Source organism: Actinoallomurus sp. CA-150999 (assembly GCF_050942425.1).
GTDB lineage: Bacteria > Actinomycetota > Actinomycetes > Streptosporangiales > Streptosporangiaceae > Actinoallomurus.
The window spans coordinates 7165983-7182801 of the sequence record NZ_CP192063.1; the positions used below are offsets into that span (position 1 = coordinate 7165983).

The 16819-nt window shown below is 69.0% G+C and carries 16 protein-coding genes; 11 read left to right on the forward strand and 5 right to left on the reverse strand.

Annotated features, from left to right (window positions below; genetic code table 11):
- Positions 1-101: 101 nt before the first annotated feature.
- The 6 genes from qcrB to ACQP2O_RS33185 all read left to right on the forward strand — a co-directional run bounded on the left by qcrB (position 102) and on the right by ACQP2O_RS33185 (position 5992).
- The gene (gene qcrB / locus ACQP2O_RS33160) at positions 102-1457 is read left to right on the forward strand and encodes a cytochrome bc1 complex cytochrome b subunit (protein ID WP_433171969.1); all 1356 of its coding nucleotides are present in this window, start codon (positions 102-104) and stop codon (positions 1455-1457) included.
- Between the two features lie 114 nt (positions 1458-1571).
- Positions 1572-2507 carry an RNA polymerase sigma-70 factor gene (locus ACQP2O_RS33165; protein WP_433171971.1) on the forward strand — a complete coding sequence of 312 codons (936 nt, stop codon included), beginning with the start codon at positions 1572-1574 and terminating at the stop codon, positions 2505-2507.
- Between the two features lie 176 nt (positions 2508-2683).
- The gene (locus tag ACQP2O_RS33170; RefSeq protein ID WP_433171973.1) at positions 2684-2914 is read left to right on the forward strand and encodes a hypothetical protein; all 231 of its coding nucleotides are present in this window, start codon (positions 2684-2686) and stop codon (positions 2912-2914) included.
- A gap of 145 nt (positions 2915-3059) precedes the next feature.
- A complete protein-coding gene (locus tag ACQP2O_RS33175) occupies positions 3060-4121 on the forward strand; it encodes a ferritin-like domain-containing protein (protein ID WP_433171975.1) in 1062 nt (353 codons plus the stop codon).
- 118 nt (positions 4122-4239) lie between these two features.
- Positions 4240-4842, forward strand: coding sequence for a class I SAM-dependent methyltransferase (locus ACQP2O_RS33180; RefSeq protein WP_433171977.1), 603 nt, complete (start codon positions 4240-4242; stop codon positions 4840-4842).
- A gap of 373 nt (positions 4843-5215) precedes the next feature.
- Positions 5216-5992, forward strand: coding sequence for a pectate lyase (locus tag ACQP2O_RS33185; RefSeq protein WP_433171979.1), 777 nt, complete (start codon positions 5216-5218; stop codon positions 5990-5992).
- Positions 5993-6118: 126 nt separating this feature from the next.
- Here the strand turns inward: ACQP2O_RS33185 and ACQP2O_RS33190 are convergent, their stop codons facing one another.
- The 3 genes from ACQP2O_RS33190 to ACQP2O_RS33200 all read right to left on the reverse strand — a co-directional run bounded on the left by ACQP2O_RS33190 (position 6119) and on the right by ACQP2O_RS33200 (position 8856).
- Positions 6119-6814, reverse strand: coding sequence for a hypothetical protein (locus tag ACQP2O_RS33190; protein WP_433171981.1), 696 nt, complete (start codon positions 6812-6814; stop codon positions 6119-6121).
- Between the two features lie 537 nt (positions 6815-7351).
- Positions 7352-8011 carry a hypothetical protein gene (locus tag ACQP2O_RS33195; RefSeq protein ID WP_433171983.1) on the reverse strand — a complete coding sequence of 220 codons (660 nt, stop codon included), beginning with the start codon at positions 8009-8011 and terminating at the stop codon, positions 7352-7354.
- 380 nt (positions 8012-8391) lie between these two features.
- The gene (locus ACQP2O_RS33200; RefSeq protein ID WP_433171985.1) at positions 8392-8856 is read right to left on the reverse strand and encodes a MarR family winged helix-turn-helix transcriptional regulator; all 465 of its coding nucleotides are present in this window, start codon (positions 8854-8856) and stop codon (positions 8392-8394) included.
- A 147-nt stretch (positions 8857-9003) separates the two neighbouring features.
- Here ACQP2O_RS33200 and ACQP2O_RS33205 point away from each other — a divergent pair, with 147 nt between their 5' ends.
- From ACQP2O_RS33205 to ACQP2O_RS33225, 5 genes are all read left to right on the forward strand, one after another.
- Positions 9004-10221, forward strand: a complete 1218-nt coding sequence (locus ACQP2O_RS33205; RefSeq protein ID WP_433171987.1) for an MFS transporter — start codon at positions 9004-9006, stop codon at positions 10219-10221.
- A 129-nt stretch (positions 10222-10350) separates the two neighbouring features.
- A complete protein-coding gene (locus ACQP2O_RS33210) occupies positions 10351-11775 on the forward strand; it encodes a dihydrolipoyl dehydrogenase family protein (RefSeq protein WP_433171989.1) in 1425 nt (474 codons plus the stop codon).
- A 178-nt stretch (positions 11776-11953) separates the two neighbouring features.
- Positions 11954-12697 carry an SDR family NAD(P)-dependent oxidoreductase gene (locus ACQP2O_RS33215; RefSeq protein ID WP_433171991.1) on the forward strand — a complete coding sequence of 248 codons (744 nt, stop codon included), beginning with the start codon at positions 11954-11956 and terminating at the stop codon, positions 12695-12697.
- 118 nt (positions 12698-12815) lie between these two features.
- Positions 12816-13004 carry a hypothetical protein gene (locus ACQP2O_RS33220; RefSeq protein ID WP_433171992.1) on the forward strand — a complete coding sequence of 63 codons (189 nt, stop codon included), beginning with the start codon at positions 12816-12818 and terminating at the stop codon, positions 13002-13004.
- Between the two features lie 150 nt (positions 13005-13154).
- On the forward strand, positions 13155-14924 hold the full coding sequence (locus ACQP2O_RS33225) for a sigma-54-dependent Fis family transcriptional regulator (protein WP_433171994.1): 1770 nt from the start codon (positions 13155-13157) through the stop codon (positions 14922-14924).
- A gap of 90 nt (positions 14925-15014) precedes the next feature.
- Here ACQP2O_RS33225 and ACQP2O_RS33230 read toward each other — a convergent pair whose 3' ends face one another.
- Positions 15015-15782 carry an SDR family NAD(P)-dependent oxidoreductase gene (locus ACQP2O_RS33230; protein ID WP_433171996.1) on the reverse strand — a complete coding sequence of 256 codons (768 nt, stop codon included), beginning with the start codon at positions 15780-15782 and terminating at the stop codon, positions 15015-15017.
- 108 nt (positions 15783-15890) lie between these two features.
- Complete coding sequence (locus ACQP2O_RS33235) at positions 15891-16817, reverse strand: RNA polymerase sigma-70 factor (protein WP_433191241.1); 927 nt, start codon at positions 16815-16817, stop codon at positions 15891-15893.
- Positions 16818-16819 lie beyond the last annotated feature (2 nt).

Consider the following 16819-nt stretch of genomic DNA (forward strand, 5'->3'; position numbering starts at 1 on the left):
GGCATGATCTGCGACACATCGGGGGTCGGTGATGTCACAGATGGGAGCGCGGATCGGTCGTTATAAGTGACGTTCCTTAGACCCTGACCCTTGGGGGGCCGATGACTCGTAGGTCACGGTACGTACGTGGAGCCGGCCGAAGCCACTGGTCGTTCATGTTCGCTGAGATCGCCGCGTACTCGTTCGTCGTGTTGGTCCTCACCGGCTGCTTCCTCATGTGGTTCTACGAACCCAGCATGAAGCGGACGGTCTACGGCGGTGCGTATCCGACGCTGCGGGGCGTCCGGATGAGCGAGGCGTACGCCTCGACCCTGAATCTCAGCTTCGACGTTCGCGGGGGCCTGCTCGTACGGCAGATCCACCACTGGGCCGCCCTCATCTTCATCGCCGCGGTGACGCTGCAGTTGCTGCGGATGTTCTTCACCGGCGCCTTCCGTAACCCCCGCCTGCTCAATTGGCTGGCCTGGGTGGGGCTGCTGGTGTTGGGCATGGCCGCCGGCGTCACCGGCACGCTGCTGCCCGACGACCAGCTTTCCGGCGGCAGCCTCAGCCTCATCCAGGGGGTCGTTCAGTCGATTCCGCTGATCGGCACCTACCTGACGCTCTGGCTGTTCGGCGGTGACTTCCCCGGCGAAAAGATCATCCCCCGCATGTACGGGGCGCATCTCATCGTCAGCGTGCTCATTCTCGCGCTGCTGGCACTGCGCTACGGGCTCTTGCGGCGGCATGGGCACACCCGTTTCCCGAAGCAGTTGCCGCGACCCATCAGTCGCCGCACCGGCCTGGTCGCGCTGGGAGCGCTCTTCACCGCCACCTGCGCGGTTCTCGTGCTGCTCGGATCGGTCGCACAGATCAACCCGATCTGGCTGTACGGCCCCTTCGAGCCCGGCTCGATCACCTCGGGCGCCGTACCCGGCTGGTACATGGGCTTCCTCGACGGCGGCCTGCGAATCATGCCGAACTGGGAACCCACCGTGTTCGGGCACCCCCTCACCCTCGCGGTGCTCGTACCGGCGCTCATCGTCCCTGGGATCTTCTTCACGTTCCTGGCCGCCTATCCGGTGATCGAGCGCCGGATCACCGGTGACCGGCGTGCGCACGACCTGCTGGATCGCCCCCGCGACGCGGCGAACCGTACGGCGCTCGGCGCCTCCGGAGTGACCTTTTACGGGCTCCTGTGGGCGGCGGCCTCGAACGATCAGATCGCCACACACTTCGGTCTCTCGCTGACCGCCCTCACCGTCTTCTTCCGCATCACCGTGATCGCGGGGCCGCCTCTGGCCTTCGTCGTCACCCGGCGACTCTGCCTCGGACTGCGGCAGCGGGAACACGACGAAGCCGAGCATGGCGTCGAAACCGGAGTGATCCGGCAACTCCCCAACGGCGGCTTCGAAGAAGTCACCCGCTCCCCGGACAGGCCATCGACCGACCTCGCTCACGGCGGCACGTCCGGGTGAGGCCGGGCGTCGGCGCGGCATGCCAGGCGACGGATCCGCGCCGACGGTGCCGGGGATCGCGCGACCACAGAGCCTTTGTAGGCTGAACGGACGGAGGGCCGTGGGGAGGTGATCGTGGTCGCGCAATCGGGAGACCCGGGTGCGCTCGATGAGGCTGCTTCGGTCTTCGTCGGTTTGCGGCCGCGTTTGTTCGGGATCGCGTATCGGGTGCTCGGTAGTTCTGCCGAGGCCGAGGATGTGGTGCAGGAGGCGTGGGTGCGGTGGCAGACCACCGACCATGCGGCGGTGGTGGATCCGGGGGCGTTCCTGGCGACGGTCACGACGCGGCTTGCGATCAATGTCGCTCAGTCGGCGCGTAAGCGGCGGGAAACTTATGTGGGTCCGTGGCTTCCTGAGCCGGTGGACACCGGCGCGGATCCGCAGGTCGGTGCGGAGCGGGGTGAGGCGCTGGAGCTGGCGGTGCTGTTTCTGCTGGAGAAGCTCTCACCCACCGAGCGTGCGGCGTATGTGCTGCGGGAGTCCTTCGATTATCCCTACGGTCAGATCGCGGAGATTCTTCAGCTGAGTGAGGCGAACACCCGCCAGTTGGTGAGCCGTGCGCGCAGGCATCTGTCGGCCGGGCGCCGCAGGCCGGTGAGTTCCTCGGCGCACCGGCGGCTGCTGACGACCTTCCTGGCCGCGGCCCGGACCGGTGACCTGGCCGCGTTGGAGGAGCTGTTCGCCGCCGACGTCGTCAGCTACTCCGACGGCGGAGGAATCGCACGCGAAGCCGCGCGGAAACCCATGGTCGGCCGCACCCGCGTCGCGAAGTTCATCGCGGGGTGGGCGGCGAGGTTCTGGCCTGGTACGGCGACCGCGTGGGTCGAGGCGAACGGACGACCGGGCGTGCTGATCTCCCGCGATGACACCGTCATCGCGCTGCTCACGGTCAGCGCTTCAGACCAGGGCATCGACCAGATCATGTGGGTCATGAACCCGGCCAAACTCGCGGGGATCTCCCGCGCACGGCCAGAACCACCGAACCTCGAGGCCGGCTCCGAACGCGACTGATCGCCGTCGATAGGGCTCGGGTGCCGCGGGGGCCGGTCCGGCAATGCGGGGCCCGGTCTGGGACGAACGAATTCCGCGATGGCTGTCACAAGTGGTGGGGCTGTCCGGTCTTAGCTGACGACCGGACGCCGAGCGATGCCCCGGCGGAGCCGCGCCCCACGGCCGAAAGGACACCCATGAGCACCCCGAACGGCGAAGACGGCATCCTGTACGAGCTGGAGATCGAGGTCGAAGAGGAACTGACCCTGACCGACGCCGACAACCCGGAACAGGCCACCGACGTGCCGGTCGCCGACTGGCTGTTCGACCCCGCCGACACCGAGCGCGAAAGAACAGGCCTGCGCGGCCTGCTCGGCGCGATCCAGGCGCTGGAAGACGACTCACGGCCCGGTGACCAGGGCGTCTGACGAGTCACCGCCGGGCGACCCAGCGGTCCCGGTACACCGCCGGACAGGTACTCCGGCCCGGCGATTACGCACGTCTGAGCTCCCCGCACCGCTCCCGGTCCGGGCCGGCGGTACGCGGTTTTCCGACAATTCAGAGGAGAAATGTATGACACCGCAGGGGACCACCGACGCGCCCTCGTCCGCGCGGATCGGAACGCTCGAAAGCCTGCGCGAGCACCTTCAGTGGGCGATCGAGCTGGAACATGCGACCTTGCCGCCCTACCTCTGCGCGCTCTACTCCCTGGACCCGGAGCGGAACCCCGAAGCCGTCGACGTGGTGGCCGGTGTCTTCGTCGAGGAGATGCTCCACCTGACGCTGGCCGCGAATCTGCTCAACGCCGTCGGCGGCCGACCGCGGCTGGACACTCCGCAGATGCTGCCGCCGCACCCCCGGCCGCTGCCCCACGCCGACCGTTCTCTGCGACTCTCGCTGCTTCCGTTCGGTGCGGAAGCGCTCGACATGTTCCTCCGGATCGAACGGCCGGCGCCGCCCGGTGCTCCCGGAGAAGGCGACGGCTACGAGACGATCGGGCAGTTCTACGACGCGATCGAAGAGGGGCTGCGGGACCTGTGCGACCGGCTCGGCGAGAAGGAGGTCTTCTGCGGTGATCCTGCTCGTCAGGTGACCGCCGTCCATTTCCGCCACAGCGCCGGGCGGCTGCTCGCGATCGACGGCCTCGCATCGGCGCTGACGGCGCTGGAGGAGATCGTCGAGCAGGGCGAGGGCACGGCCCGAGGCGAGGTCTGGGACGGTGACCCGGACATCTTCCACCCCGACCGTGACGAGGTCGCGCACTACTACCGGTTCGAGGAGCTCAAGCTCGGCCGGCGGTACCTGCGCGGCGACACTCCAGAGTCCGGCCCCACCGGCGAGGCCATCCAGGTGGACCCCGCCGGTGTCCAGCCGATGCGGGCCAATCCGCGCCTGGCCGACCACACGCCAGGCGATCCGATCCGCGCGGCCCAGGAAGAGTTCAACCGCGCCTACTGCGCCCTCCTGGGTCTCCTCGAGCAGGCCTTCAACGGCAACCCGGAGACGCTCGCGACCGCGATCGGCGCCATGTACGCCCTCAAGGCACAGGCCCAGGCCCTGATGCGGATGCCCGACGGCCAGGGTGGAACAGCGGGCCCCACCTTCGAGTACGTCGCACCCGAGCTCCGCCGTTGAAACCTCGGTGAGAGGCCGGACCCGCCGGTGGGCAAGGGGACGGCGTCCGTGCGCCCACCGGTGGCACTTGTCGATCACGACCAGGACCTGGTGTCACCGTGTCCGGCAGGATGACCACATGACAGCGAAGAACGGCAGGCGATGGAACCACAACATCCATTACCACCCCCGCATCCTCGGCGCGATCCCCGATGGCGCCGAGCGCGCCCTCGACGTCGGCTGCGGCGAGGGCATGCTCGCCCGCGAGCTTCGCCGGACCGTGCCGCACGTCACCGGCATCGACCTCGACGCGCCCAGCCTCGACCAAGCCCGGGAGTACCCGGACGACGTCGACTACATCCGCGATGACTTCCTCACCCATCCCTTCGAGCCCGCCTCGTTCGACGTCGTCGCGTCGGTGGCCACCCTGCACCACGTTGACGCCGCCGCCGGTTTGGCCCGCATGCGCGACCTCCTGCGCCCCGGCGGTGTCCTGGCCGTCGTCGGCCTCGCACGCCACACCATGCCGGGCGACCTGCCGCGCGCGCTCGCCGGCGCCGCCGTCGGCACCCTCCACCGCGCCGTGAAAGGCCACTGGGAGCACCCGTCCCCCATCGTGTGGCCGCCGCCGGTGACGTACGCGGAGATGCGAGCGCTGGCCGCGGAGATGCTGCCCGGTTCCCAGTACCGCCGCCACCTGCTGTGGCGCTACAGCATCGTCTGGCGCAAGCCGCGGGACTGAGCATGGCCGGCCGACGAGGTGTCGTACGGCGATGCCCGAGAGCCGCATGGGCGATCGGGGCAGCGCCATGCCGCCTTCTCCCGAGCACTGAAACTTTCAAACCCTAGGCGGTCGTCGAGCACGTGGGCGGCAGCGGCAACGCGCCGTGACGTACCCCATGAATGCTGGAGGAATGCGCTCACGAGGGCGTGCCGGATGTACGGCCTGTGCGGGTTCCCCGCGACCGAGCAATCGCTCCCCGGCCCACGCGTTGTGTCGATCATCGACGCCACATACGCTCTGCCGCAATCGGGAAAACGCTTTCCCAAGGCAAATCGTCCGCATGCTCACGAGTGGCACCTCGTGCGCCGCGAGCGAGAGAGGAGAGACAGCGATGCACCCACGGATCAGGCCACGAGTCGGCTTGTTCGCGGCGATCTGGGTGGCCGTCGTGGCGGTCACGGCGGCGTTCGTCGTGACGCAGACCGCCTCGGCCGCGACCGTCCCCACGTGGCCGACCAAGACGGGCGACGTCACGGTGACGAAGACCATCCAGGTCAGCGGGACGCGTGATGGCGGGATGAAGCGTTACTGCTGCATCGGGGACGGCGGCCAGGGCGAGAGCCAGCCCGCGATGTTCGACCTGGCCGACGGCGCGACGCTGAAGAACGTCATCATCGGCTCCCCGGCCGGCGACGGCGTGCACTGCGAGGGCCGGTGCACCATCCAGAACGTGTGGTGGGAGGACGTCGGCGAGGACGCCGCCACCTTCAAGGGCACCAACGGCGACTCCTATGTCATCGGCGGCGGCGCCAAGTCGGCCGCGGACAAGGTGTTCCAGCACAACGGCTCCGGGACCGTGCACATCTCGAACTTCTACGCGAAGACGATCGGGAAGCTGTACCGGGCATGCGGTAACTGCTCCACGTCGTACAAGCGGCAGGTGGTCGTCGACAACGTCATCCTGGACAGCGCCAAATACGTCGTCGGCATCAACACCAACTGGGGTGACCAGGCCACCCTGACCCACGTCACGCTCATCAACGGCAAGAGCGCGCATGTCTGCGCCGAGTACAAGGGCGCGCCGAAGGGCAGCGAGCCGACATACCTCAAGGACGGGTGGGGCGACTCGTACTGCCACGTCACCAAGTCCGACGTCACGTACCAGTGACCCGGTTCATCGATCGACGGCGTCGAGGACTTCCTCTCTGAGCGCTTGTCGCAGGTTACGGCCAGTGGCCAAAAGCTGATGTCGCGGCCCCGAGCATTCGGGGCCGCGACATCAGTGGGCGAAGGTTCAGGCGTTCTGGGCGCCGTTGTAGACGTTCCAGGCGGCGTCGCGGTAGTAGGCGAAGTAGGAGTTGCCGTCGGTGCCCGAGCCCCAGCTACCGAAGAAGCTGGCGGTCTGTACGGCCGACCCGTCGGACTGGTAATTGAAGATGAACGGGCCGCCGCTGGCTCCGCCGCTCAGGCCCTGACAGTTGGGGATGTGCACGCCGCCGTTGTAGCTGTCGGTCGGCGTCCCTTCGCACCACACCGCGTAGTCGACGCTCGCGGGGATGCCGATCGCGTGCGCGTAATTGTTGGTCGACCAGTTGAAGCCGATTCCCGAACTGCCGACCGCGCCCTGGACGTGCATGCCGCTGTTACCGCCGGTGTTGAGCACGATGAAGGCGTTGTCACCACCGGGACTGGTGTCGTCGACACGGACGCCGGCCGACCGCCAGGTCCACCAGCCGTACGGGGCGTTGCCCTTGTTGTAGTCCGGCGCGAACTGGAAGTTGTTGTACCAGGCACCGGTGCTGATGTCCATGGTGCAGTGGCGCGCCGTGGCGATCACATCCTGGTTGTTGCTGGTGACGACGTTGGCGGTGCAGACGTAGTCGCCGCCGTTCTCCGGGTTGTGAAAGAACAGGCGTCCGACCGTCACCCATACGCTGGCGTTGGCGTGCAGCCCGCCTGCGGCGCCGGCGGGACGGGTCGCATGGATCATGCGCGGCGTTACGCCGTGCGAACCGGTGATCCTCGCGGTGCGGGGACGCGAGGGAAGCGGAGCGGGCTTTGCCGCAGCCAGGCGCTGCGGGGTCCAGTACGAGCGCACGGCTCGAGTCGAGGAGTGGTTGACCGCCCAGCGGGTCTTTGGCGGAGTCGGACGGGCGGCAGCGGACGACGTGGCCGCGTGGGCCCCGGGGATGAGCGCGCCGAATACGGCCATACTGGCGACGACGGCCATTGTGACGCTGCGGAGGGGTGTCGACACGATGTCCCTTTCTGGCGGGAATGGACATCGTGATCGTGAATGGCCCGAATAATGATCCGATAAGGATTTGATCAACGTTTGATCAAAGCGAGTCCGGACCCGCTGGGCGCCGAATCGCGACATATGGGTTGCGGCCACAGCGGATGACATCGCAGGCCAGAAGCAGAAGCGTACGGCCACGGACGATAAGCGAGCGCCAGCATGCCGCGAACGACATTTTCGGAAATGCGGCACATGGCGGAGGAAGGCTCCCCTGGCCCCTCCCCCGCCTCAGGTGCCGTCCGTTGACCGCCGAGGGTGCCGCGCCGGCAGCACGCGTCGAACCGTCCGTACGGTGAGGGAGTGCCTCGGGTGCCAGACATCGCGGTCCGCGAAGGGCCACGCGTAGGTCATGCTCCCGTCGCGGATGCACCCGAGCAGTCCCGGCGCGTCGAACTCCCGGGCGGACCACTCGTAGAGCTGCTGGAGCCGGGGAAAGATCACGCCGTAGTCCAGCATGCGGCCGAACCCGAGTTCGCGATCGGCGTAGGAACCGACGTCCCCGGTGAGTGGATACGCGTCGGGCAGCACGCGGGACAGGCTGAGGAAGATTCCCGTCATCCCCAGCCTTGGATCTCCCAGCAGAGGTGCGAGGAAACGAAGCCATCCGAGCGACAGGCGGGGCGCGGCGACGAGTGCGTGCGCGTAAAGAACCCGGCAGAGCACAACGTTCATGAAGAACCGCTCAGCGGCGCTTTCGGCCTCGGCAAGCTCTCGATGTTCGAGGTAGGCGGCGACCACACTCGCGTTATGCGCCCGATACCAGCGTCGGGCGGTCGGGTGGTCCGCGAACGACATCCAGTAATCGACGGTGTTCGCGGACACCGGACCCGGCAGATGGCCGCTGAGCGCCACAGCCTCACAGCCGTCGCGCAGCAGCCGCTCGTTCACCGCCCGCCACCAGGGGCTACCAGGGCGAATGCCGTGCGGCGGCGCCAACACGCCGCGTCGGAGCTGCCATCGCATGAACGACATCGCCGCCCGCCGATACGGCAAATGGTGCGGGGCCTGACCGAACGGACCGTGATAAGTGCGCTTGACGAGGGCGAGGCGGGCCGTCGGGTCGTCTCTCACGGCAGAGACCTGTGCAGCCGCCCACTCCGCAGCCGTCATCGCAGGCTCCACGTGCCCGATTGTTCCAATCGTCGGCCTGACCGACCAGTGCGCCGCACCTGGAATTCGTCGGCGGAATCGCGTGAGTGATTCGAGGATTTCGAATCATGCGCCGAGGCCGTGTGCCTTCTCCCGGTGACCAACGAGGACCGTCTCCGTCACGGCGCCGTTGAGCCGTCCAGTGCCTCGACGGCCTTGACGAGCGGCTGCAGCTTGGGATCGCCGGCGGCGCGGTCGAGGGCCTCGCGGAGCGCCGTGTCGTGCGTGGGGCGGGCCTCGGCGAGCAGGGCGAGACCGGCCCCGGTGACGTCGGTGTAAATGCCGCGGCGGTCGGTCGGGCACAGGTAGCGGGACAGGAGCCCTCGGTCCTCGAGGCGTGAGACCAGCCGCGTGGCCGCACTCTGGCTGAGGACCACCGCGTCGGCGACCTGGTGCATGCGCAGGTGGCCGCCCTCCCCGTTGTGCTGGTGACTGAGGACGTCGAGGAGGGAGTACTCGCGCGCGCTCAGCCCGTGGCGGCTCTCCAGCGTGCGCTCGATGTGCGTCTCGATCCGCTGCTGCAGCACGGAGAGGGCGTACCAGCCGTGAGCGAGACCGGCGTCGGCGGCGTCCGTGGCGGTCATGTGTCCTCCTGCTGCGACGAGCGCGGGCATCCGCGCACCGCCATGATAGGACACTCCTGCAATATCAGGCGTTTGCAAGTAACCGCTCGTGCAACTATTGTCGGAGCGCGTTAAGCGTGTACGCAACATCATGTGGGAAGGTCCTCCATGCCCCTCGCACTCCTGGCCCTGGCCATCGGAGCCTTCGGGATCGGCACGACAGAGTTTGTGATCATGGGCCTGCTGCCCGAGGTCGCCACCGACTACTCGGTCACGATCCCGACCGCAGGCCTGCTGGTCACCGGTTACGCCGTCGGCGTCCTCATGGGCGCGCCGCTGATGACGGTCCTGGGCACCCGCGTCCCCCGCAAGCGCATGCTGATGCTGCTGATGGGGCTCTTCATCGTGGGCAACCTGACCTCCGCGCTCGCCCCCTCCTTCGGCGTGATGTTCGCCGGCCGCCTCATCGCGTCGCTGGCGCACGGGGCGTTCTTCGGCATCGGCTCGGTGGTCGCGGCCGACCTGGTCGCGCCGCAGAAGAAGGCGGGCGCCATCGCGTTGATGTTCACCGGCCTGACCGTCGCGAACGTCGTGGGCGTGCCGATGGGGACGCTGGTGGGCCAGCACTTCGGCTGGCGCGTCACGTTCCTGATCGTCGCGGCACTCGGCGTCGTCGGGCTCGCCGGCATCGCCAGGCTCGTACCGGAGCAGCCCCGCCCGCAGGGAGTCCGCCTGCGCCACGAGCTGATCGCCTTCCGCAACACGCAGGTGCTCCTGGCGATGGCGATGACCGTCCTCGGCTTCGGCGGAGTGTTCGCCGCCATCACCTACATCGCGCCGATGATGACCCGTGTCGCCGGCTTCGCGGACGGCTCCGTGACCTGGCTGCTCGTGCTCTTCGGACTCGGCATGATCGGCGGCAACCTGCTCGGCGGCCGCTACGCCGACCGCCGCCTGATGCCCATGCTCTACGTCACGCTGAGCGCCCTCGCCCTTGTTCTGGCGCTCTTCACGGTCACCGCGCACCATAAGATCGGCGCCGCGATCACCATCGCACTGATCGGCGCCTTCGGATTCGCCACCGTCCCGCCGCTGCAGAAGCGCGTCCTGGATCAGGCCGCGGGTGCTCCGACTCTGGCCTCCGCCGTCAACATCGGCGCCTTCAACCTCGGTAACGCACTGTCGGCCTGGCTGGGCGGCATCGTGATCGAAGCCGGCCTCGGGTACACCGCACCCAACTGGGTCGGCGCCCTGCTCGCCGGCTCCGCCTTGGTGCTCGCCGTCATCTCCGGCGCCCTTGAGCGTCGTGGCACCGCCCAGAGCCGGGTCGCCGGCTCAGGTACGGCCACCGAACGGCGGCCCGCTTCCCGGCCAACGGTCGGCTGAACCCGACCATTTTGCCATCACCCACGAGACCAATACTCCAAAAGCAATCTAGCGCGCTATTGCCCCAAATTGGGGCGTTTAACGGAATTATTGCTAGTCGATGTCAGTGCGCATTAACCGGAGGTCATCGTGGCGAATGAGGATGACGTCTTCGATGTGATCGCGATCGGCGCCGGGCCCGTTGGAGAGACGGCGGCCGCACGTGCCGTCCGGGGCGGTCTGACAGCGGCCGTCGTCGAGGAGCGCTTGGTGGGCGGCGAGTGCAACTACTACGGATGCATCCCGAGCAAGGCGCTGCTGTGGCCGATGGAGCTCGCGGCCGAGGTCGGCCGCATGCCGGGCCTCGCACTGCGTGGCCCGATCGACGCCGCGGCGGTGCTGGCCCGCCGCGACGAATTCGTGTCCCACTTCAACGACAGCGGCAACGTGAGCTGGCTGCGTGATCTCCCCGCGACGTTCGTGCGGGGCCGTGGCCGCCTGGCCGGGCCGTTGCGTGTCGACGTGAGCATGCCGGACGGCGGCACCCGGCCGCTGCGGGCCCGGCACGCGGTCGTCGTCGCCACCGGCAGCACCCCCGGCATCCCCGACGTGCCCGGGCTGCGGGAGGCGCGCCCGTGGACGAACCAGGAGGCGACCAGCGTTCAGCAGGTGCCGAAGCGGCTCGTCGTGATCGGCGGCGGGCCTGTCGCCTGCGAGATGTCCCAGGCATTGCACGCGCTCGGCGCACACGAGACCACCATGATCGTACGCGGAGATCGCCTGCTCCCCCGGACCGAGCCGATCGCCGGGGAACTGGTGGCCAAATCATTCGCCGAATCGGGCATCGACCTACGCTTCGGACGCTCGGCGGTCCGTGTCGAACGGCCGATCCCGGGTGGGCCGGTGACCATCCACAACGACGACGGCTCGCGGATCGACGCGGACGAGATCCTCGTCGCCACCGGCCGCAGGCCGGCCGTGCACGACATCGGCCTGGAGACGGTCGGCCTCGAGGCCGGTGGGCCCATCACGGTCGACGCGAGCATGCGGGCGACCGGGATCCCCGACGGGTGGCTGTACGCCGCCGGGGACGTCAACGGGCGCAACCTGCTCACGCACATGGGCAAGTACCAGGCCCGTATCTGCGGCGACGTGATCGTCGCCCGCGCCAAGGGCCTGCCGGACGACACGCCGGCGCTTCGCGACACCGCCGGTGACCGGGGCGCACCACAGGTCATCTTCACCGACCCGCAGGTCTGCGCGGTCGGGCGCACTGAGGCCCGGGCCCGCGCCGACGGCTTCCCGGTACGCGCCGTGGAGTACGACATGGGTGCCGTGATCGGCGCCAAGCTCCAGGCGGAGGACTACACCGGCCGGGCGAAACTGGTCGTCGACGAGGATCGTCACGTGCTCCTGGGCGCCACCTTCATCGGCCCGGACGTGGTCCATCTCCTCCACTCGGCCACCGTCGCGGTGACCTCCGAGGTGCCCCTCGACCGGCTCTGGCACGCCGTCCCCGTATTCCCCACCGCCAGCGAGGTCTGGCTCAATCTCCTCGTGGAATACGGCCTGTAGCCCGGCGCGCCGTCGGCGGGTCCCGAGGTGGCGTAGGTCCGCGGAATCGCGTCGATTATCGCGGCCATGAATCGCTTCGATAGACCAATGGGATGTCCATGGACGGCTGACGACTCGTGCGGCCGGAGCGCCTCCGGCCGATCCGCGATTTCGCGGAACAGGGATTCAGGTGGAGAAGATGTCGAAACTGCAGGGAAAATCGGCGCTGGTGACCGGTGGCACCAGCGGGATCGGCCGGGCGGCCGCCATCGCGCTCGCCGAGCTCGGTGCGCACGTGGTGATCTCCGGACGTGACGCGGTGCGGGGTGAGCAGGCGGTCCAGGAGATCCGTTCCGCCGGGGGGCAGGCGGACTTCGTGGCCGCCGACCTGCACGACGAGGCCTCCGCCCGATCGCTGGCGGTACAGGCCAGGGACCTGGTCGGTCACGTCGACATCCTGGTCAACAACGCCGGCATCTATCCGTTCAGCGCCACCCACGAGACCAGCGAGAAGGACTTCGACGCGGTGTTCGCGCTCAATGTGAAGGCGCCGTACTTCCTGGTCGCCGAGCTCGCGCCGCGCATGGCCGAACGCGGAGATGGCGCGATCATCAACCTGAGCACGATGGCCGCCGAGTTCGGCGTCGCCGGGACGAGCCTGTACGGCGCGAGCAAGGCCGCGCTGGTGCTGATGACCAAGGTCTGGGCCGCCGAGTACGGGCCGTACGGGGTCCGCGTCAACGCGGTCAGCCCCGGCGCCATACGCACCGAGGGAACCGCCAAGATGGGAGAGGACTTCGACCGGCTGGCCGCTCAGGCGCCGGCCGGACGCCCCGGCACAGCGGAGGAGGTCGCCGACGCGATCACCTTCTTGGCCACCGACCGCTCCAGTTTCGTGCACGGTGCCGTCCTGTCGGTCGACGGCGGACGCACCGCCGTCTGAGCACCTCTGAGACCGCTTGGCGGCGCCTCGTCTCAACATTAGACGTCCCAGGATGGCGTGGCGGGGTTGTCTGGAGTCGTGGCCGACCGGCCACCCCGCACTCATCTAGGAGATCACGATGCTGAAGAAGACGATCGCCGCTCTGGGTCTGGCGGCGGCCGCCGCTGTCTTCGCCCAGCCGGCATACGCAGCCGCCAGTATCCCGACCACCGCAGGCACCCACGTCGTCGCGCTCGGCGCGTTCCCGAGCCCGCTGATGGCGCCCATGGACGACGGCAGCCCGTCTGGTGGTGTGGGACGCAGGTGAGCCATCCGTCGGCGGCACGGACCAAGGCCGGTACTCCATCCACGGCGGCCCGGACGCTCCGCGTCCGGGCCGCCGCTCCTGCCAAGACCCGCACTTCCGGGGCGTAAGGTGAAAATGAGGACGCGAACGCTACCGCTGGGGGGGCCGGTAGTGATCGAGACCACCATCGATCCACGCGGCATCGCAAAGGCCAGAGAGTGTTTCCTGGAAGCCCGGGACTGCCCCGGGCTACCGGTGCGGACCGGGATCGTGGAGTCGTGGCGCCGCTCCCGGCTGTCCGGTGTCGACAGTGATCACCTTGATCCGCCGTACTTCGACGACCTCGACACCGATGGCCGCCTGATCCACGCCGCGCGACCCGTGCTGGACCGGCTGCAGGAGAAGCTGTCCGATGCCTCGACCAGCCTCGCCCTGACCGACTCCTACGGCCGGATCCTCGATCGGCGGGTCGAAACCGTCGCCCTGGCCATGTGCCTCGACCATCTCCGGTTCGCCCCGGGCTTCGGTTACGGAGAGCAACACGTCGGGACCAACGGTATCGGGACCGCGATCGAGGCGCGCCAGGTCGTCACCGTCATCGGGACCGAGCATTTCACCGAAGGACTGCACCCGATGGCGTGCGCGGGCGCACCCGTTCACGACCCGCTGACGGGACGGCTGGCCGGCTTGGTCAACCTCACGTGCTGGGCCAAGGACGCCAACCCGTTGATGGCCGCTCTGGCGAGCGAGGCCGCCGACGACGTCGAACAACGGTTGCTCGAACTCGGATCGGAGCGCGAGCGGGCCCTGCTCGCCGCGTTCCTCGGCATCAGCAGGCGCGGTGGCGGCGCCGTCGTCACCGTCAGCGAGGACCTGATCATCGCCAACCAGCATGCCGCTCACCTGCTCGAACCCACCGACCACACGGTCGTCAGGGACAAGGTGGCCGAGCTGTCGCGGGCCGACCAGGAGCTGGTCGAGCAGGTCATGCTGGCACGAGGGGACATGGCCACCATTCGGGTCCGCCCGGTGCGGGCGCAGACCGAGGGCGCCGGTGCCGTCGTCGAGATCCAGGTCGCGCCGGACGCCCGGCCACCCCGCCACCTGGTCCGGCCCTTCGAACTCAGGCTGGCCGGCAGCTCCCACGCGTTCAGCAAGGTGTGCACCGATCTGGAGACGCACTGCCGGAACCGCACCTGGGTGCTCCTGGAAGGCGAGCCCGGAGTGGGCAAACTGGCGCTCACCGAGGCCGTGCACCGCAGCCACAGCCCGGCGAGCCCCTTCGCGGTGATCCAGCCCCAGGATCTCGCCGAGGACCGGGCGGCCTGCCTACGCCGGATGAGCGCGGCCATCGGCGTGCCCGGAGCCACCGTGGTGCTGCGCTACCCGGAGCGATACCCCCGGGAGACGATCCCCGCGCTCCTGGAGTGGCTGCGCACCGCTGCCGGGCATCCGGGCCGGCCCTGGGTGGTCGCCACCAGCTACCTCGAGGCCGAGCCGCCGGAAGACCTGTTGTCCGCGCTCGCGGTGACGCTGACCGTGCCGGCACTGCGCCACCGAATCGAGGATGTGCGCGATCTTGTGCCGGTTCTGCTGCGCAGGCTCTCCCGCGGCGGGTCCGTATCGTGCTCGCCGGCGGCCATGCGGGTGTTGCTGCGCTACAGCTGGCCGGGCAATGTCACCGAGCTCCTTCACGCGCTGAGATTCGCACTCACCCGCCGACGGATAGGCGAGATCCAGCCGCAAGACCTGCCCGAGGTCTGCCACGTGACCAGCCGGCGCGTGCTCACCCCGTGGGAGACCATTGAGCGCGACGCGATCATCCGCGCACTGCAGGAGACGGACGGTGACAAGGCCCTGGCGGCCCATCTGCTGGGCATCTCACGGGCGACCATCTACCGGAAGATCAACGCGTACGGCATCTCCGTCGACGGGCGATGAGCAACGCCCTCGGCGACGGTCGATGGTGGGATCGACCGCCGCCGAGCGCCTCACCGAGGCCGACGACCGCCCTTCGTCCCGGGGCCGCCATCACCAGGGCAGCGCGCCCTCCTCGCTGAAGAACCCGGCGGTCGGTCCGTCCGCGCCGAGCGTGGCCAGGCGCACCAGGATCGCGGCGCCCTGCGCGGGGGTGAGGTGCCCGGTGTGGTTGTTGGCGTCCGTGTCGACGAAGCCGGGGGCGGCGGCGTTGACGAGGATGCCGTCCTGTCGTAGCTCATTGGCGTACTGCACGGTCAGTGCGGTCAGCGCGGTCTTGGAGGGCGTGTACGCGGCGGACGGCAGCAGTGCCGTGAAGGGGCCGTCCGGGTCGCTGGTGAGGGTCAGCGACGAGGCGTGACTGCTGACGTTGACGATGCGCGGCGCCGGTGACCGCCGCAGCAGCGGCAGCATGGCGTTCGTCACGGTGATCACCCCGAAGACGTTGGTCTCGAACACCGCCCGGACCATGTCCAGGTCGACGGAGCTGGGAACCTGATCGTGGGCGTCTTCGGGCGAGACCTGCCCGGAGCCGCTGATGCCGGCATTGTTGATCAGCACGTCGAGGTGGCCGAAGCGCTCCTCGACCTGCTTCGCGGCCGCCTGGACGGTGGCCGGGTCGGTGACGTCCAGGGTGACCGCGTACGCGTCGCCGCCTGCCGCGCGCAGCGCCGCAGCGGCCTCCTCGCCGCGCCGCGGGTCTCTGGCCCCGATCAGGACCGTCATGCCCTGCGCGGCGAGCTGCTCGGCGGCCGCCCGGCCGATCCCCTTGTTCGCCCCGGTGACCAGCGCGACCTTCTGGTGTGTGGTGTGCTCGCTCATGATCGACTCCTTGCGGTGAGGGGGGTCTCAACCCGTTCTTGAAACCCGAGACAAGACAGCCCGGCCGCCAGTGACATGCGGATGGAAACAGCCGGGAGAAGATCCGGATCAGTCGGTGGGCCGGCGGGCCTTGTTCGCCTCGCGAAGGACCGCCCAGGCGTCCGCCACCGGCCCCATGTGCCCGAGCTTGTCGGGGTTGAGCACCGTACGGATCGTCTGGACCCGTCCGTCGAGGATGTCCAGCGCCCACGTGTTGACGACCTTGCCGTCTCGGTCGCGGAAGATCGCGCCCGGCTGGCCGTTCACCTCGTGCGGCTCCACGACGCCGCCGATCCGGGCGAACGGCGGGGCGAGCGCGGCGAACACCCGGGTCACGTTGTCGGCGCCGGTGATGCCGGTGCCCCAGAGCGGGGTCTTGCCGCCACCGTCGGCGACCAGGTGAACGTCGGCGGCCAGTAGTTTCCGCAGGCCGTCGAGATCCCCGTCCCGGAAGGCGTGGAAGAACCGTCCGGCGAGTCGTTCGCGCTCGCGTCGGTCGGCCTCGAACCGGGGCCGGCCTTCGGCCATGTGGCGGCGCGCCCGCACCGCCAGCTGGCGGCACGCAGCCTCCGACCGGCCCACCGCCGAGGCGACCTCCGGGAAGTCGAACCCGAACACCTCCCGCAACACGAACACCGCCCGCTCCAGCGGGGACAGCCGCTCCAACAGCAGCAGGGCCGCCATCGACACCGAGTCGGCCAGCTCCGCCGAGCGCGCCGGGTCCTGGTACGGGTCGGTCAGCAGCGGCTCGGGGAACCACGGCCCGACGTACTCCTCCCGCCGGACGCGGGCCGAACGCAGCACGTTGATCGAGATCCGGGTCACCACGGCCGACAAGAACGCCTTGGCCGACCTGGGCTGGGTCGGGGACTCCTCGTAACGCAGCCACGTCTCCTGGACCGCGTCCTCGGCCTCGCTCACGCTGCCCAGGATCCGGTACGCGATCGAGAACAGCAGCGGCCGCAGCTCCTCGAACCCCTCGCCGCGGGTGGACATCA

Bases quoted from the DNA above. Each gene is read 5' to 3' on its own strand.
- qcrB (WP_433171969.1), top strand. From the start codon at position 102: ATGACTCGTAGGTCACGGTACGTACGTGGAGCCGGCCGAAGCCACTGG.
- ACQP2O_RS33170 (WP_433171973.1), top strand. From the start codon at position 2,684: ATGAGCACCCCGAACGGCGAAGACGGCATCCTGTACGAGCTGGAGATC.
- ACQP2O_RS33175 (WP_433171975.1), top strand. From the start codon at position 3,060: ATGACACCGCAGGGGACCACCGACGCGCCCTCGTCCGCGCGGATCGGA.
- ACQP2O_RS33180 (WP_433171977.1), top strand. From the start codon at position 4,240: ATGACAGCGAAGAACGGCAGGCGATGGAACCACAACATCCATTACCAC.
- ACQP2O_RS33185 (WP_433171979.1), top strand. From the start codon at position 5,216: ATGCACCCACGGATCAGGCCACGAGTCGGCTTGTTCGCGGCGATCTGG.
- ACQP2O_RS33190 (WP_433171981.1), bottom strand. From the start codon at position 6,814: ATGATCCATGCGACCCGTCCCGCCGGCGCCGCAGGCGGGCTGCACGCC.
- ACQP2O_RS33200 (WP_433171985.1), bottom strand. From the start codon at position 8,856: ATGACCGCCACGGACGCCGCCGACGCCGGTCTCGCTCACGGCTGGTAC.
- ACQP2O_RS33205 (WP_433171987.1), top strand. From the start codon at position 9,004: ATGCCCCTCGCACTCCTGGCCCTGGCCATCGGAGCCTTCGGGATCGGC.
- ACQP2O_RS33215 (WP_433171991.1), top strand. From the start codon at position 11,954: ATGTCGAAACTGCAGGGAAAATCGGCGCTGGTGACCGGTGGCACCAGC.
- ACQP2O_RS33220 (WP_433171992.1), top strand. From the start codon at position 12,816: ATGCTGAAGAAGACGATCGCCGCTCTGGGTCTGGCGGCGGCCGCCGCT.
- ACQP2O_RS33230 (WP_433171996.1), bottom strand. From the start codon at position 15,782: ATGAGCGAGCACACCACACACCAGAAGGTCGCGCTGGTCACCGGGGCG.
- ACQP2O_RS33235 (WP_433191241.1), bottom strand. From the start codon at position 16,817: ATGTCCACCCGCGGCGAGGGGTTCGAGGAGCTGCGGCCGCTGCTGTTC.